The 15,958-nt window shown below is 65.1% G+C and carries 14 protein-coding genes; 12 read left to right on the top strand and 2 right to left on the bottom strand.

Features of this window, described 5'->3' with window-relative positions:
- Positions 1-97 precede the first annotated feature (97 nt).
- From BLS41_RS21865 to BLS41_RS21820, 10 genes are all read left to right on the top strand, one after another.
- Positions 98-895, top strand: a complete 798-nt coding sequence (locus BLS41_RS21865) for a TetR/AcrR family transcriptional regulator (RefSeq protein ID WP_074768603.1) — start codon at positions 98-100, stop codon at positions 893-895.
- A gap of 444 nt (positions 896-1,339) precedes the next feature.
- Positions 1,340-3,175 carry an allophanate hydrolase gene (gene atzF, locus BLS41_RS21860; RefSeq protein WP_074768601.1) on the top strand — a complete coding sequence of 612 codons (1,836 nt, stop codon included), beginning with the start codon at positions 1,340-1,342 and terminating at the stop codon, positions 3,173-3,175.
- Between the two features lie 80 nt (positions 3,176-3,255).
- Entirely contained in the window at positions 3,256-4,353 is a 1,098-nt protein-coding gene (locus BLS41_RS21855) for a BMP family ABC transporter substrate-binding protein (RefSeq protein ID WP_074768599.1), read from the top strand.
- A gap of 39 nt (positions 4,354-4,392) precedes the next feature.
- Positions 4,393-5,517, top strand: a complete 1,125-nt coding sequence (locus tag BLS41_RS21850) for an ABC transporter permease (protein WP_074768597.1) — start codon at positions 4,393-4,395, stop codon at positions 5,515-5,517.
- Entirely contained in the window at positions 5,510-6,436 is a 927-nt protein-coding gene (locus BLS41_RS21845) for an ABC transporter permease (RefSeq protein WP_074768595.1), read from the top strand. The genes BLS41_RS21850 and BLS41_RS21845 overlap by 8 nt, the downstream gene beginning before the upstream one ends.
- A gap of 89 nt (positions 6,437-6,525) precedes the next feature.
- Positions 6,526-7,218, top strand: a complete 693-nt coding sequence (gene biuH / locus BLS41_RS21840) for a biuret amidohydrolase (protein WP_074771101.1) — start codon at positions 6,526-6,528, stop codon at positions 7,216-7,218.
- Between the two features lie 2 nt (positions 7,219-7,220).
- Entirely contained in the window at positions 7,221-8,837 is a 1,617-nt protein-coding gene (locus tag BLS41_RS21835) for an ABC transporter ATP-binding protein (protein WP_074768593.1), read from the top strand.
- Positions 8,834-9,541 (top strand): cysteine hydrolase family protein, encoded by a 708-nt coding sequence (locus BLS41_RS21830; protein ID WP_074768591.1) that lies wholly within the window; start codon positions 8,834-8,836, stop codon positions 9,539-9,541. The genes BLS41_RS21835 and BLS41_RS21830 overlap by 4 nt, the downstream gene beginning before the upstream one ends.
- A 3-nt stretch (positions 9,542-9,544) precedes the next feature.
- On the top strand, positions 9,545-9,940 hold the full coding sequence (hpxZ, locus tag BLS41_RS21825) for an oxalurate catabolism protein HpxZ (protein ID WP_074768589.1): 396 nt from the start codon (positions 9,545-9,547) through the stop codon (positions 9,938-9,940).
- 69 nt (positions 9,941-10,009) lie between these two features.
- Positions 10,010-10,771, top strand: a complete 762-nt coding sequence (locus BLS41_RS21820; RefSeq protein WP_074768587.1) for a GntR family transcriptional regulator — start codon at positions 10,010-10,012, stop codon at positions 10,769-10,771.
- A gap of 86 nt (positions 10,772-10,857) precedes the next feature.
- Here the strand turns inward: BLS41_RS21820 and BLS41_RS21815 are convergent, their stop codons facing one another.
- Positions 10,858-11,901: a rod shape-determining protein gene (locus BLS41_RS21815; protein WP_074768585.1), complete on the bottom strand. Its 1,044-nt coding sequence runs from the start codon at positions 11,899-11,901 to the stop codon at positions 10,858-10,860.
- Between the two features lie 366 nt (positions 11,902-12,267).
- On the opposite strand from BLS41_RS21815, the gene BLS41_RS21810 reads away from it, so the two are divergent.
- Complete coding sequence (locus BLS41_RS21810; RefSeq protein WP_074768583.1) at positions 12,268-12,945, top strand: heavy metal response regulator transcription factor; 678 nt, start codon at positions 12,268-12,270, stop codon at positions 12,943-12,945.
- Positions 12,945-14,405 carry a heavy metal sensor histidine kinase gene (locus BLS41_RS21805; protein WP_074768582.1) on the top strand — a complete coding sequence of 487 codons (1,461 nt, stop codon included), beginning with the start codon at positions 12,945-12,947 and terminating at the stop codon, positions 14,403-14,405. The genes BLS41_RS21810 and BLS41_RS21805 overlap by 1 nt, the downstream gene beginning before the upstream one ends.
- 35 nt (positions 14,406-14,440) lie before the next feature.
- Here BLS41_RS21805 and BLS41_RS21800 read toward each other — a convergent pair whose 3' ends face one another.
- Positions 14,441-15,919: an efflux transporter outer membrane subunit gene (locus BLS41_RS21800; protein ID WP_074768580.1), complete on the bottom strand. Its 1,479-nt coding sequence runs from the start codon at positions 15,917-15,919 to the stop codon at positions 14,441-14,443.
- Between the last annotated feature and the right edge of the window lie 39 nt (positions 15,920-15,958).

The following is a 15,958-nucleotide window of genomic DNA, read 5'->3' as shown; positions in this document are numbered from 1 at the left end:
GCTTTACAATGCTGGCTCGTCACGCTGCGCGCAACGCCGGCGTGAGCGCCAACCGATTTTTAAAAGCAACCCGCCACCGCCCAGGCTTGCCATCCACATGACACGCGCCTCAGTTCGCACGACTTCCGCCGCATCGGTTTCCGCGCCGGGAACGACCGCCGCCGCATCCTCATCTGCAGCCGCATCCGCTCCGGCGACCCAGCGTCAGAAACTCGCGGCGGCTACCCGTCAGCGCATCTTCAGGATTGCGCTCGCGGAGTTCTCCGACAAAGGGCTGAGCGGCGCACGCGTGGAAACGATCGCGAGCCGCTCGAAGGTCAACATCCGCATGATCTACCACTACTTCGGCGGCAAGGAAGCGCTCTATCTGGAAGTGCTCGAATTCGTGCTGGCGCGTCTGCGGGAAGCCGAGCTGAAGCTCAAGCTGGATGTCGACAAGATCGATCCGGTCACGGCCATCGTGCAGCTTTACGACTTCATCGAAGGACACTTTGCTGCGCATCCCGAACTGTCGAAGCTGCTGTCGTTCGAAAACCTGAACCGCGCGCGCGTGATGAAGCGATCGACGGCGATCCCGGAGATGTCGTCGCCGGTGTTGAGTCTGCTGGGCACGGTGATCGCGCGCGGCGAGAGCGACGGCTCGCTGCGCAAGGGGATGGATGCGCTGCATCTGTATGTGGGGCTGGTGAGCTTGTGCTCATTTCATAAGTCGAATGCGTACACGTTGTCGCGGATCTTCAATACCGACATGCTCGCCGCGCAATGGCAGGAAGATCACAAGGTGCAGGCGCATGAAATGGTGCGCGCGTTCGTCGTGGCGGGCGGGGTTGAGCCGGTGGCGGCGAAAGGTGGTGCGAAAGGCGCAGCGGAGAAGCGCAAATCGATGAGTGCCTGAATGCGGGCTTGCCGGATCGTTGACAGGTTGCCGCCGTTTATCTTTCCGAGCGCAGCCGTGCCGCCCGCGAGCCTATCCCCCTGATCGCGGCCATGCCACATCCCGCACGCGATTTTCCTCGCTTCGCGTGGATGACGTACCGCATCCCGAATGACCTTGCGAGTCGCCAGTTCCATTAGCTGAACCATCGCGTCCGCAGCAGAACTCATCGTTGAATCCGCACGCGCGAAGCCGGGGCGTGCAATCCCCGAGTTGGTGAGCGCTGCACCAGCGGCGCGTGGGCGGCAGGCAATTGAAAGCATCCCGAGCAGCCTTGCTCACACCCCGCACAAGCCCGCCGAACAAGGCACACAGCCGGATCGACCCCAGCGATAACGCACATGGCATACCTCCTGCTAAGTTGAGTTCAAACTTGTATTCAAGATTGAACTCAAGGAAAAACCAGTGCCAAAATTTGCATCCCCGACGGTTAAAGGTCTGCTCCGCGCTTATGCCGATCGCAGCTCGACGCCCACCCAGACCGTAGCGTCGGCGCTTGCGCGCATCGACGAAATCGACCGCCCCGAAGTGTGGATTCTGCGCGTGCCGCCAGCGGATCTTGAAACACGCGCCCGCGCGCTCGAAGCACTATTCGACGAGCAGGGCAGCGCGATTTTCGAACGCATGCCGCTGTTCGGCGTGCCGTTCGCGGTGAAAGACAACATCGACGTGGCCGGTTTGCCGACCACCGCCGCTTGCGACCCTTTCAGCTACACGCCGGACGCGTCGTCCTTCGCCGTGCAGCGTCTGCTCGACGCGGGCGCGATCCTGATCGGCAAGACCAATCTCGATCAGTTCGCGACCGGCCTCGTCGGCACCCGGTCGCCTTATGGCGCGGTGCGCAACACCGAATTTCCGCTGCGCGTGTCGGGCGGATCGAGTTCCGGTTCAGCGGTTTCGGTCGCGGCGGGGTGCGTCGCGTTTTCGCTCGGCACCGATACGGCGGGTTCGGGCCGCGTGCCCGCAGGCTTCAACGGACTGGTCGGTCTGAAGCCGTCGCTCGGACTGGTCAGCAAGCGCGGCGTGGTGCCCGCATGCCGCACCCTCGATACGATTTCGGTATTCGCGCACGATGTCGACGACGCGTGGCGCGTACTGAACGAGATCGCCTGCTTCGATCCGCTCGACGGATATTCGCGCAAGATTGCAGCGCGTGGATTGCCGCGTGGCGAGCCGCGCGTCGGCGTGCCCGATGCGCTCGAATTTTTCGGCGACGCCGCTGCAAGCCAGGCGTTCGCTGCCGCACTCGACACGCTCTCCACGCGCTTGCATCTCACTGCGCAACCGGTCGATTTCGCGCCGCTCAAGGCCGTTTCGGCATTGCTGTACGACGGCCCCTGGGTCGCCGAGCGCCGCGCCGCGCTGGGCGATTTCTTCGACAGTCATCATGAGGCAATCGATCCGACCGTCGCCAAAGTGATCGGCAAGGCGAATCAATTCAGCGCCGTCGATCTGTTCAACGGGCAGTACGCGCTGGCCGATCTGAAGCGTCACGCTGAGTCGCTGTTCGACGACATCGACGTGCTGATCGTGCCGACCACGCCGACGCATCCGTTGATCGCCGACGTGCAGGCGAATCCCGTCGAGTTGAACAGCCAGTTGGGCACGTATACGAACTTCGTGAATCTGCTGGATCTGTGCGCGCTGTCGGTACCGTGTCAGCGTCGCCATGACGGTTTGCACGCAGGCGTCACGCTGATCGCGCCGAGCGGGGCAGACCGATTGCTGGCGGATCTGGGCGCACGAATCCAGGCGCTGTTCGCAACCGATGCAACTAGCACCACTGGCGCAGCGGAAGCCAGGCCCACCACGCCCATCGCTCCGCTGCCGTTCCAGGAGCCGAGCGTCACGCTTGCGGTGGTCGGCGCGCATCTGCGCGGGCAGCCGTTGAACTGGCAGCTTCAGCAGGCTGGCGCGCGCTTTATCGAAGCGACTCACACCGCCGATAACTACCGGCTCTACGCACTCGCGAACACCCAGCCGCCGAAGCCCGGCCTCGTACGCACCACCACGCACGGCCAGCCCATCGCCGTCGAACTCTGGGACGTGCCGCTGCGCACCTTCGGCCAGTTCGTCGCCGAGGTGCCCGCGCCGCTCGGCATCGGCACGCTGCAACTGGCGGACGGGCTGACGGTGAAGGGCTTTATCTGCGAGCCGTCGGCAGTCGGCGACGACAGCGGCGCACTCGACATCACGTCGTTCGGCGGCTGGCTCGCCTATCTCGACAGCCTGAAAGCCTGACCACCGGGCTACCGCTCAACGCACGCCCTGACCACGCCAACCCGGCCCGCTCACTCAACCTCGACTAGGAATAGGACACCATGACCAGCCGCCGCAATTTCATCAAGAGCGCCAGCCTGTTGACGCTCGGCAATATTCTGCCCATCCAGAAGGTGTTTGCCGCACCGAACACGACGGTCGGCGTGATCTACGTCGGCGCGCGCAACGACTACGGCTACAACCAGGCACAGGCGACGGCCGCCGCCGTCATCAAGAAGATGCCGGGCGTGAAGGTGGTCGAAGAAGAGAACGTGCCCGAAACCATCGCCGTGCAGAAGACCATGGAAGCGATGATCGAGCAGGACGGCGCGACGCTGATCTTCGCGACATCGTTCGGTTACTTCGACCCGCACGTGCTGAAAATGGCCGCGAAGTATCCGAAGGTGCGATTCGCTCACTGCGGCGGTTTGTGGAAGCAGGGCAACCCGCCGAACATCACCAGCTACTTCGGCTATATCGACGAATGCCAGTACCTGAACGGCGTCGTCGCAGGTCATATGACGAAGAGCAAGAAGCTCGGCTTCGTCGCGGCCAAACCGATTCCGCAGGTGCTGCGCAACATCAACTCGTTCACGCTCGGCGCGCAATCCGTCGATCCCTCGATCACCACCCAGGTGATTTTCACCGGCGACTGGTCGATGCCGGTCAAGGAAGCCGAAGCGACCAACAGCCTCGTCGATCAGGGCTGCGACGTGCTGACCTGTCACGTGGACGGCCCGAAGGTGGTGGTCGAGACAGCGGAAAAACGCGGCGCGATGAGTTGCGGTTATCACGCGAGCCAGGCCGCGCTCGCGCCGAAGGGTTATCTGACCGGCGCGGAATGGGACTGGGCGACCCCGTACAAGCAACTCGTGAGCGGCGCGCAAGCGGGCAGCGCGCAACCGAACGTGCTGCGCGGCGGCCTCAAGGAAGGCTTCGTGAAGATGTCGCCGTACGGCGCAAAGGTCACGGACGTCGCGAAGAAAAACGCCGACACGATCAAAACCAGCATGGTGGCCGGCAACTTCGTGATCTTCAAAGGCCCGATGCAGGACAACAAGGGCGGCGTCGCGATTGCGTCGGGCACGAGTCACGCGCAGACCGACTACACGCTGGAAAGCATGAATTATCTGGTGCACGGCGTCGTCGGGCAGATCTGAGTTCCGGCCATCTCTTTGCGTCGATTGAAAGGAGCCGCGATGCGCGCCCATGCCCCCCATCCCGCTGCGGCAAGAGTGATGCTGTCGCTCCTGCCCGCACTGCCGACCGTGCTGGCGGTGCTCGGCACGCTGCTGCTGTTTTCGCTGTTCCTGCTGGTGCAGGGGCAGCCCGCGCCCGATGCCATCGCGCTGATTTTCCAGGGCGCGTTCGGCTCGTCGTTTGCGTGGCAGAGCACCTTGCTGCGCGCCGCGCCGCTGATGCTGACCGCGCTGTGCGTCGCGTTACCGGCGCAGGTCGGGCTGATCGTGATCGGCGGCGAGGGGGCGCTCGCACTCGGCGGCATGTGCGCGGCGATCGTCCCGCAAGCGCTGCCGCATGGCACGCCCTGGCTCGTCGCGACGCCGCTGATGGCGGTGGCCGGGATGCTGGCGGGCGGCGTCTGGATCGGCGCGGTCGGCGCGTTGCGGCAGTGGCGCGGGGTCAACGAGACGATCAGCAGTCTGCTGATGTCGTATATCGCGATCGCCGTGTTCAAGCATCTGGTCGAAGGGCCGTTGCGTGATCCGGCGAGTCTGAACAAGCCGTCCACGTATCCCGTTCCCGACTCGATGATGATCGGCTCGATCCCCGGCCTCGACACGCATTGGGGACTGTTCTGGGGCATCGTCGCATGCGTCGCGGCCTGGGTGTTCGTCAGATTCAGCACGAAGGGCTTCGCGATGCGGGTGGTCGGCGGCAGCAATCGCGCGGCGCGGCTGGTCGGGTTGCCGGTCAATCTGCTGGCGCTGGGCGCGTGCGTGCTCGGCGGCGCAGCGGCGGGGCTTGGCGGCATGTTCGAAGTCGCGGCGGTGCAGGGTAGCGCCAACGCGTCGCTGCTCGCGGGTTATGGCTATGCGGGCATTCTCGTTGCGTTTGCCGCGCGTCAAAACCCGCTGGCGATCATCGCGTGCGCGTTGATGATCGGCGGAATCGAGGCGAGCGGCAGTTTGCTGCAACGGCGACTCGATTTGCCCGACGCCACCACCCTGGTACTGCAAGGCCTGCTGTTCGCGAACCTGCTCGCGTGGGAAGCGCTCGGCGGACGCATCGCCGCGTGGCGCGTGAAGTTGCAGGCCGCCGCGCAAACCGATCTTCCCGTGCAACTGGAGCAGACCCATGCCTGATATGCACTCGCCCATCGTCATCCTGCTGTTGTCGCTGTTCGCCGGAGCGATCCGCGTCAGCACGCCTTATCTGTTCGTCAGTCTCGGCGAATGTCTGACCGAGAAGGGTGGCCGCGTGAACCTCGGCCTTGAGGGCATTCTCGTGTCCGGCGCGATGAGCGGCTATGCGGGCGCGTTTCTGAGCGGCTCGCCGTGGATCGGCGTACTGTGCGCCGGTCTGGTCGGCTTGCTGCTCGGTTGCCTGCACGGACTCGTATGTTCGTTGCCGCGCGTGTCGGACATCGCGTTCGGCATCGCGCTGATGCTGCTCGGCACCGGCCTCGCGTTCTATCTCGGCAAGCCGTTTATCGAACCGCAAGCGCCGATGCTGCCGTTCATCGATCTCGGCGCGTGGAGTTCGTCGCCGCAACTGCATAACGCGCTGCATCTGAATCTGCTGTTCGTGATCGGCGTGGTGCTGGCCTTCGTTCTGCAATGGGCGTTGCGCAATACGCGCTGGGGGATGGTGCTGCGGCTCGTCGGCGATCACGCGGAAACGGCGCGCGCGATGGGTTATCCGCTGACGCGCGTACGGATTGCCGCCACGGCGGTGGGTGGCGTGTTCGCGGGCGTCGGCGGCGCGTATCTGTCGCTGGTGTATCCGGGGAGCTGGAACGAAGGACTCTCCAGCGGACAGGGCCTGATGGCGGTCGCGCTGGTGATTTTCGCGCGCTGGCAGCCGTTGCGCTGCCTGTGGGCCGCGCTGCTGTTCGGCGCGGCGGGCGCGCTCGGCCCCGCGTTGCAGGCGATCGGCGTGACAAGCGGCTATTACCTGTACAACGCCGCGCCGTACGTTCTGACGCTGCTGATCATGATCGTCAACTGCCGGCCGGATCGCACGCTGGCCGGCGCGCCGGGCGAACTGAGCCTGACCCGCTGATCCACTGACCACGTTAGCAGGCGCGCGCCATGTTCGCTCCTCTCGAAACGCTATTGATCTTTTCGAACCCTCATCAGGACGTTCTCACCATGAACCGATTCATCGAAGCGAGACCCTACCCGTGGCCGTACGACGGCAATCTGCGCCCGGACAACACCGCGCTCGTGATCATCGACATGCAGACTGATTTCTGCGGCCACGGCGGCTATGTCGACAAGATGGGCTACGACCTGTCGCTGACGCGCGCGCCAATCGAGCCGATCAGAAGCGTGCTGAAGGCGATGCGCGAGCAGCGCTTCACGATCATTCATACGCGTGAAGGACACCGGCCGGATCTGTCGGATCTGCCTGCCAACAAGCGCTGGCGCAGCCGCCGCGCGGGCACCAACGGCGTGGGTATCGGCGACGACGGCCCGTGCGGAAAAATTCTCGTACGCGGCGAACCGGGCTGGGAGATCATCGACGAACTCAAGCCGCTCGACGGCGAGATCGTCATCGACAAACCGGGCAAGGGCTCGTTCTGCGCGACCGATCTCGAACTGGTGCTGCGCACGCGCGGCATCGTCAATCTGATCCTGACCGGCATCACCACCGACGTCTGCGTCCACACGACCATGCGCGAAGCCAACGACCGCGGCTTCGAATGCACGGTGCTGGCCGACTGCTGCGGCGCGACCGACAGAAGCAATCACGACGCCGCGCTGCACATGATCACGATGCAGGGCGGCGTGTTCGGCACGGTGTCCGACTCGGGCGCGTTGCTGCAAACGCTGGGCGGCTGATCATGTCCACGCTACCCCGGCAGGCGCTAGGCGTTGAGGTGATCAACGCGAGCAAATCGTTCGGCGCGTTCCGTGCTCTCGATGGCGTGTCGATCAAGGTGAAGGCGGGCACGATCCACGCGCTGCTCGGCGAGAACGGCGCGGGCAAAAGCACGCTCGTGAAGGGGCTGGTCGGCTACGGCGTGCTCGACGACGGCCAGATCGCCGCCGACGACAAGGAGGTCCACATCCACTCGCCGCGCGACGCGCAGGCGTTGGGCATCGGCATGGTGTATCAGCATTTCACGCTGGCGTCGGGCTTGTCGGTGGAAGAAAACCTGCTGCTTGCGCGCGGCAAGATGCCGTGGAAAATCGACTGGAAAGCGGAGCGGGCAGCGCTCAATGCGTTCATGCAGCGGATGCCGTTCCGCCTGCCGCTGGATGCGCCGGTTTCGACGCTCGCCGCCGGTGAGAAACAGAAGCTCGAAATCCTGAAGCAGCTTTATCTGCAGCAGCGCTTTCTGATTCTCGACGAACCGACCTCGGTGCTGACGCCGCAGGAAGCCGACGAAGTGCTCGGGCTGATGCGCGATCTGACCACGCGGGGCGAGTTGACCGTGCTGATGATCACGCACAAGTTCCGCGAAGTGATGGCCTATGCCGACGACGTCACCGTGTTGCGCAAAGGCCGCCAGGTCGGCACGAGCGCGGTGGCCGCCACCAACCGCGACCAGCTCGCCGCATGGATGATGGGCACCGTCGCCGCGCAGGACGCGCCGGTGATGGCGGCCGTCAGCGTCGAGCGCGTGCCGCGCAAGCCGCTCGACGAAACCGTGCCGGTGCGCCTCGCGTTGCGCGATGTCTCCGTGGAAGACGATCGCGGCCACACCGCGGTGAAGCACGCCACGCTGTCGGTGCGCGCGGGCGAAATTCTCGGCCTCGCGGGCGTGTCCGGCAACGGCCAGAAAGAACTCGTGGAAGCGCTGGTCGGCCAGCGTCGCGTGAAAACGGGCGACATGCAGGTGGCGGGCAAGCCGTACCACGCAACGCGCGACGAGATGACTCAACGGCGCGTGTTCGCGATTCCCGAGGAGCCGTTGAAGAACGCGTGCGTCGGCTCGATGAGCGTCGCGCAGAATCTCGCGTTGCGTGACTTCGACCGCGAGCCGTTGCGGCGCGGCGGCTGGTGGCTCGACCGGCGCGCGATGCGCGAGCGCGCGGCGCAGCGGATCGCCGAATTCAATGTTCGGCCGCCGGTGCCCGAACGCGCGATCGGCACGCTGTCCGGCGGCAATGTGCAGCGTGCGGTGCTGGCGCGCGAACTCGGTCAGCCGGTGGACGTGCTGATCGTCGCCAATCCGGTATTCGGGCTGGATTTCGCGTCGGTCGCCGATATTCACGCACGCCTGATGGCCGCGCGCGACGCCGGTGCGGCCGTGCTGCTGGTCAGCGAAGACCTTGACGAACTGCTTGAACTCGCGGACCGCATCATCGTGATTGCCGAAGGCGAACTGGTGTTCGACACGCCCGCCGCGCATGCGGATCGCGCCGTGCTCGGGCAACATATGGCAGGACACGGCGACGCGCATGCGCAAACGCACGCCGCGCCGATTGAGAAAATCAAGGAAACGGTTGGATGAGCGACAACACTTCAAACAGCACGATCAGCAGCACGACCCATTCGATCGACGCCCAACCCGGCCCGTTCACGTTCGACTCCAAGAAAACCGCGCTGGTCGTGATCGACATGCAGCGCGATTTCATCGAGCCGGGCGGTTTCGGCGAATCGCTCGGCAACGACGTATCGCTGCTCGCGGAGATCGTGCCGACCGTGGCCGCGCTGCTCGCCCTCGCGCGCCGGCAGAACTGGCTGGTCGTACACACGCGCGAATCGCATGCGGCGGATCTGTCGGACTGTCCGCCCGCCAAGCGGCTCCGGGGCGCACCGAATGCACGTATCGGCGATGCGGGGCCGATGGGCCGCATCCTGATTCGCGGCGAACCGGGCAACGCGATCATCGAGCCGCTCGCGCCGGTAGCGGGCGAGATCGTCATCGACAAACCCGGCAAGGGCGCGTTCTACGCGACCCGGCTCGGCGAGGAACTGGCGATGCGCGGCATCACACACCTCGTGTTTGCCGGCGTGACCACCGAAGTCTGCGTGCAAACGTCGATGCGCGAAGCCAACGATCGCGGCTACGACAGTCTGCTCGTCGACGATGCGACCGCCAGCTATTTCCCCGCCTTCAAACAGGCGACGCTCGACATGGTGCGCTCGCAAGGCGGCATTGTCGGCTGGACCGCGCCGCTTTCGTCACTCACCCGGATCGAAGGAAAAAACTGACGCATGGATATCAATCAGCCCGAAATCGTCGCGCAGGTTCAGGCGGCCTTTGTCGAATACGAACGCGCGCTGGTCGATAACGACGTCGCCGCGATGAACGCGCTGTTCTGGCACGCGCCGGAAACGGTCCGCTACGGCATCGCGGAAATCCAGCACGGCGGTGAAGCGATCCGTGCGTGGCGCGAGAATTGCGCGCCGGTGCCGAAGTCGCGCAAGCTGCATCGAACGGTGGTGACGACTTTCGGTTCGGACTTCGCGACCGTCAGCACCGAGTTCACCAGCGACGCGACCGCGCTCATCGGCCGTCAGATGCAAAGCTGGGCCCGGCTCGGTCCCACCGAGGGCTGGAAGATCGTCGCCGCGCATGTCAGCCTGATCGATCCTGCGGTCGTGTCGTGACGGAAATGAGGTGCTGATCCGCTTGCTGCGAAGCGCCGATAATAAGAAAACAGGACCCTGGTTTCACTTATGAACGACGACCCGACCAATCTGCTGGAGACGTCCGCCGAAGCATCCGCTGCGCAAGGTCAAGCGCAGGTGCCGGCTGCGGCCAACCCGCTCGCCGAGCAGGTCTATCAGCAACTGAAGAACGACATCTTCAGTTTCCGGTTGTTTCCGGGCGACCGCTTTTCGGAGAACGGCATCGCGCAGCACTACGGCGTGTCGCGTACGCCGATGCGCGACGGGCTGTTCCGGCTGCAACGCGAAGGCTATCTGGAGGTTGGGTTCCGGCGCGGCTGGAAAGTGTCGCCGATCAACTTCGATCAGCTCGATCAGCTTTACGACCTGCGGATCGTGCTGGAAGTGGCGGCGGTCGAGCGGGTCGGCACGGGCGGCGAGATCGCGCATGCGGCGCTCGAAGCGTTGAAGGCGGTGTGGTGCGTCGAGCCCGAACTACGCGAAAGCGATCCGGTGAAGATGTTTGGCATGGACGAAAACTTTCATCGCCAACTGGTGGCCGCGACGGGCAATGCGGAAATGCTGCGCGTGCATAACGAGGTGACCGAGCGCATCCGTATCGTGCGGCGGCTCGATTTTCTGAAGCCGCACCGCACCAGCGCAACTTACGACGAGCATTCGACGATGCTGAATCTGATCGAGCGCAACCGGCTGACCGAAGCGATCATCCTGCTGCGCGCGCATATTACGCAGAGCAAGCTGGAAGTGCGCAAGATCACGCTGTCGATGCTGGCCGCCGCGCGCGACAGCAAGTTGCCGTTCGTGTCGTGAATGCGGTTGACCGGACAGCGCGCACCGTTTAGCGCCGCTCGGCTTAGGCCGCCACGCGTACTCATCCGGCGTGGCGCGCTTCACACTCAATCGTAAGAAAACGCGCCGCCGAACTTCTCGATCCGTTCGAGCGCCATGCCCGAGCCGCGCACCACACAGGTGAGCGGCGCTTCGGCGACGAACACCGGCAAGCCCGTTTCCTCCGCCAGCAGCCGGTCGAGATCGCGCAGCAATGCGCCGCCGCCCGCCAGCATGATGCCGCGCTCGGCGATATCCGCGCCGAGTTCCGGCGGCGTCTGTTCCAGCGCGATTTTCACCGCCGACACGATCTGATTCAGCGGATCGGTCAGCGCTTCGAGAATCTCGTTACTCGACACCGTGAAACTGCGCGGAATGCCTTCGGACATGTTGCGGCCCTTGACCTCCATCTCCAGCACTTCGGAGCCGGGAAACGCCGAACCGATTTCCTTCTTGATCGCCTCGGCGGTCTGCTCACCGATCAGCATCCCGTAGTTGCGGCGGATGTAATTAACGATCGCGTCGTCGAACTTGTCGCCGCCCACCCGCACCGAGCCTTTGTAGACGATGCCGCCGAGCGAGATCACGCCGACCTCGGTCGTGCCGCCGCCGATATCGACCACCATCGAGCCGGTCGCGTCCGACACCGGCAGGCCCGCGCCGGTCGCGGCGGCCATCGGTTCCTCGATCAGATAGACCTGCGAAGCGCCGGCGCTATGCGCGGCTTCCTTGATCGCGCGCCGCTCGACCTGGGTCGAACCGCACGGCACGCAGATGATGATGCGCGGCGACGGCGCGAACATGCGCGACTCATGCGCCATCTGGATGAAGCGCTTGATCATCTGCTGGGTGATGTTGAAGTCGGCGATCACGCCGTCTTTCATCGGGCGGATCGCCTCGATGTTGCCCGGCACTTTGCCGAGCATCTGCTTTGCTTCCTTGCCGACGGCCAAGATGATTTTCTTGCCGTTCGGACCACCTTCCTGACGGATCGACACCACCGAAGGTTCGTCCAGCACGATGCCTTTGCCACGCATGTAGATCAGCGTGTTTGACGTGCCGAGGTCGATGGCCAGGTCGTTGGAAAAATAGCCGCGTAGAAAACCGAACATGCCTATTCCTGTCTCTCGGATGCCGGGCGCCAGAGCGCCGCATGGGAGCGCCGCGCGTTGGCGGCAGGCGACCAGGTGACGGTCGGAAGAGAGGGAAGAATAACAGTTTCGGCTGCGGGCGCGAGGTTGGCGGCCGCGGCGGGTGATCGGTTGGCGGGCGTCGCCAGCGGCTGGGCAGGGTGTGCGCCTGGGATCGGCGCGGCCCTTTTAAGGCCTTGTTGCATGATGGTTGGTGTACTGCAAATACCGGCTGCGCATGAACTTCGCGTGCCGCTATCCGCCGTGCGTACGCACATTACCGGATCGTAATCTGGGGCCATGGCGGTGCCGGTATGATTGGATCGTCAATGCAAAGCGGAGCAATCGATGCGAATCCTGGTAATCGAGGACGAGCTGAAAACAGCGGCCTATCTGAAGAAAGGCCTGGAGGAGTCGGGCTATGCGGTCGACGTCGCGAACGACGGCCCGCACGGCCTGTTCCTCGCGCAGGAAGAGGAATACAACGTGATCGTGCTCGACGTGATGCTGCCCGGCATGGACGGCTGGACCATCGTCAAGACCTTGCGCAGCACGCGCACCACGCCGGTGCTGTTCCTCACCGCGCGCGACGACGTCGACGACCGCGTGCGCGGGCTGGAACTCGGCGCGGACGATTATCTGGTGAAGCCGTTCGCGTTCGTCGAACTACTGGCCCGCGTGCGCACGCTCGCACGGCGTGGGCCGCCGCGCGAAAGCGAATTGATCCGCGTGGGCGATCTTGAAATGGACGTGAACCGCAGGCGCGTGAAACGCGGCGGCCAGCGCATCGATCTCACGCCGCGTGAGTTTTCGTTGCTGCAACTGCTCGCGCGCCGTCAGGGCGAGGTGCTGAGCCGCACGCAGATCGCGTCGTATGTGTGGGATATGAATTTCGACAGCGACACCAATGTGGTCGAGGTGGCGATCCGCCGTCTGCGCACCAAGATCGACGACAACTTCCCGGTCAAGCTGATCCACACGGTACGCGGCGTCGGCTACGTACTCGAACTGAAGGACTCCGCCTGATGCGGCGCCGCTCCCTCGCCGCCACGCTCGCGCTGGCGTTCGGCGTCACCACGTTCGCGGTGTTCGTGCTGGTCGGCAGCTTCCTGTACCTCGCGCTCGAAAAGCAGATCAAGGCGCAGGACAATCTCGACATCGTGCTGGCCGCGCGTCACGCCCGGCGGCTCGCGCAGGAACTCGAATCGGCGCAGGACATTCGCGAGCACGGCGATCGCCTCGCCAGCATCGTGCTCGGCAACGAGGCGATGTCGATGGAAGTGTTCGGTCCCGACGGCCGCCGCATCATCGATCACAACATCGCGCAGGCGCTCGCCGCGCCCGATTCGGCCAGCGGCGCAGCCACCGTTGCCGCGCTGCCGCCGCTCGCGCGTGCCTCGGCGACGGCGCGCATCACCGATGCCGATATCAGCGACTGGACCGGCCACGACGGCGCGCCGATTCGCGGCATCCTCACCGACGCGCGCCTGCAGAACGGCGACACGGCGAGCGTGCTGGTCGCGCGCAACATGAGCGACCGCTGGGAATTGCTCGACCATTACCGCGACCAGATCAAGGCGGCGGGCGTCGCCGGGGTGCTGCTGTCGATGCTGCTGGGATATCTGCTGATCCGCGCGGTGTTGCGGCCGTTGCGCGATATCGCGGCGAGCGCGGGCGGCGTCACCGTCAACCGACTCGATACGCGGATTGCGGTGGCGCGCGTGCCGAGCGAACTCGACGCGCTGGTGGTATCGCTGAACGCGATGTTCGAGCGGGTCGAGCAGGGTTTTCAGCGGCTCTCGCGCTTTACCGCCGACCTCGCACACGACATGCGCACGCCGCTGTCCAATATGCGGGGCGCGGCGGAAGTCGCGCTCAGCCGCCCGCGTTCCGTCGACGAATACGAGGCGCTGCTCGCGTCGAATGTGGAAGAGTGCGACCGGCTGTCGAGAATGATCGAGAACGTGCTGTTTCTTGCGCGCGCCGAGCATCCGCAATTTGTCAGGCACATGCGCGAATTCGACGTCGGGCAGGAACTGACTCACATCGCCGACTACTTCGAAGGTGTCGCCGACGAAGCGAGCGTGCGCGTGCAGGTGCGCGGCACGGCCTCGCTGACCGCCGACCTCGAACTGTTCCGGCGCGCGGTCAGCAATCTGCTGGCGAACGCGATTCGCTATACGCCGCCGGGCGGCGCGATCGGGCTCGATGTCGAGCCGTCGCCCGACGCGGTGCGCGTGACCGTGTCGAACGAGGGTCAGCCGATTGCCGAGGCAGACCTCGAACGGATTTTCGACCGTTTCTATCGTGTCGATCCGTCGCGCAGCGCGCTGCCGTCGGCGGGCTTGTCGCAAGGGTCGGCCGGATCAACGGGACTCGGGCTTGCGATCGTGCGCACCATCATGGAATTGCACGGCGGCTCCGTGCACGCGGAGAGCGATGCACGAAGCACGCGGTTTGTCCTGACGTTCAGACGGGCAGGGTAAGCACCGCATCCACGGCGTCAAGCGGACGTTGACAGTCAAACCGGCGCGGCCGCTCCCCACGTCCCGCCCAGCGCTTTCATCAACGACACGCTCGAAGTCAACTGCCGCGCCGCGATCTGATCGGCGAGCCGCTGATTCGTCAGCGCGATGGTCTGCGCCGTCACCACATCCAGATAACTGACCGCGCCTGCGTTGAAGCGGTTGGTCGTGAGCCGCAGCGACAGATTCGCGGCCGTGGTCGCGCGCTGCTGACTGGCGGCTTCGTCGGCGAGCGCGTGCAGCGCGGACAGGTTGTCCTCGACCTGTTGCAACGCCACCAGCACCGACTGCCGGTAATCGGCGACCGCGCCGTCATATTGCGCGGTCGCGCCGTGCAGGCTCGCCTTGCGTTTGCCGCCGTCGAACAGCGTGCCGGCGAGTTGCGGACCGATCGACCAGAACAGGCTCGGCGCGCTCAGCCACGGCGCGAAAAAGGTGCTTTCCAACCCGGCGCTCGCGGACAGGATCAGATCGGGAAAGAACGCCGCGTGCGCGACGCCGATCTGCGCATTCGCCGACGCCACGCGCCGTTCGGCGGCGGCGATATCGGGCCGCCGTTCGAGCAGTTGCGACGGCAGACCGGCCGGAATCGCGGGCACGGCGGGCAGCGCGGCCACGGCTTCCTGCGGCGGCAGCGTGAAGGTCGATGCGGGTTCGCCGATCAGCGTCGCGATTGCATGCTGCATCTGCGCGCGGGTCACGTCGATGTCGGTGGCCTGGGTGCGCGTCGCTTCGAGTTGCGCGGTGGCCTGCGCGACGGCGGAGGCGTCGATTGCGCCGTGCTGGAGTTGCTGCTGCAGCAGCTTCAACGCGGCGGCGTAGGCGTTCACGCTGTCGTCGAGGAGCTTTTTCTGCACGTCCAGCGAGCGCAGCGTGAAGTAGTCAGTGGCGAGATCGGCGCTCATCGTCAGGCGCACGCTTTCGAGGTCCGCTTCGCTCGCCTGCGCGTCGGCCCGCGCGCCGTTCACGCTATCGCGCACGCGACCGAACAGGTCCGGCTCCCAACTCGCCGACACCCCCGCCGCGTAGTCGGGCACCGTCTTGCCCGCGAGCGACTTGCCTTCGACATTCTGCGAAGTCCGCGAGCGGTTCTGCGCGACGCCCGCCGTAATGGTCGGGAAAAAGCCGGAGCGCTGATAGTCGACCATCGAACGCGCCTGCTGGACCTGCGCGACCGCTTTGCGCACGCTCTGGTTCGACACGTCGATGCGCGCTTCGAGGCCGTTCAGCACCGGGTCGCCGAACACGGTCCACCACGGGCCGCGCGGGGAGGCGTCGGCGGGAGCGGCCTGCGCCCAGCCGGGCGCGGTGGTGGCGGCTGCGGCGGTGGCAGCCGCGCCTGCATAACGCGCGGGCATGTCGGTGGCAGGCCGCTGATAAGGCGGCAGCGTCGAGCACGCGCTGAACAGCGCGGCGATCAGCGTTGCCACGACGGAGCGGCGCAACGACGAGCGCGAAACATTCAATGAAAACATCGGCAAATCCTTTCGATGACGAGGGCCGGGCTTAACGTG

The organism is Paraburkholderia fungorum, assembly GCF_900099835.1.
Taxonomy (GTDB): domain Bacteria; phylum Pseudomonadota; class Gammaproteobacteria; order Burkholderiales; family Burkholderiaceae; genus Paraburkholderia; species Paraburkholderia fungorum_A.
Note: the sequence above shows the minus strand (reverse complement) of the source record. Positions and strands in the feature narration are given on the sequence as shown.

Coding starts and splice junctions, on each gene's coding strand:
- BLS41_RS21865 (WP_074768603.1), top strand. CDS start 98: ATGACACGCGCCTCAGTTCGCACGACTTCCGCCGCATCGGTTTCCGCG.
- BLS41_RS21855 (WP_074768599.1), top strand. CDS start 3,256: ATGACCAGCCGCCGCAATTTCATCAAGAGCGCCAGCCTGTTGACGCTC.
- BLS41_RS21850 (WP_074768597.1), top strand. CDS start 4,393: ATGCGCGCCCATGCCCCCCATCCCGCTGCGGCAAGAGTGATGCTGTCG.
- BLS41_RS21845 (WP_074768595.1), top strand. CDS start 5,510: ATGCCTGATATGCACTCGCCCATCGTCATCCTGCTGTTGTCGCTGTTC.
- biuH (WP_074771101.1), top strand. CDS start 6,526: ATGAACCGATTCATCGAAGCGAGACCCTACCCGTGGCCGTACGACGGC.
- BLS41_RS21835 (WP_074768593.1), top strand. CDS start 7,221: ATGTCCACGCTACCCCGGCAGGCGCTAGGCGTTGAGGTGATCAACGCG.
- BLS41_RS21830 (WP_074768591.1), top strand. CDS start 8,834: ATGAGCGACAACACTTCAAACAGCACGATCAGCAGCACGACCCATTCG.
- hpxZ (WP_074768589.1), top strand. CDS start 9,545: ATGGATATCAATCAGCCCGAAATCGTCGCGCAGGTTCAGGCGGCCTTT.
- BLS41_RS21820 (WP_074768587.1), top strand. CDS start 10,010: ATGAACGACGACCCGACCAATCTGCTGGAGACGTCCGCCGAAGCATCC.
- BLS41_RS21815 (WP_074768585.1), bottom strand. CDS start 11,901: ATGTTCGGTTTTCTACGCGGCTATTTTTCCAACGACCTGGCCATCGAC.
- BLS41_RS21810 (WP_074768583.1), top strand. CDS start 12,268: ATGCGAATCCTGGTAATCGAGGACGAGCTGAAAACAGCGGCCTATCTG.
- BLS41_RS21805 (WP_074768582.1), top strand. CDS start 12,945: ATGCGGCGCCGCTCCCTCGCCGCCACGCTCGCGCTGGCGTTCGGCGTC.
- BLS41_RS21800 (WP_074768580.1), bottom strand. CDS start 15,919: ATGTTTTCATTGAATGTTTCGCGCTCGTCGTTGCGCCGCTCCGTCGTG.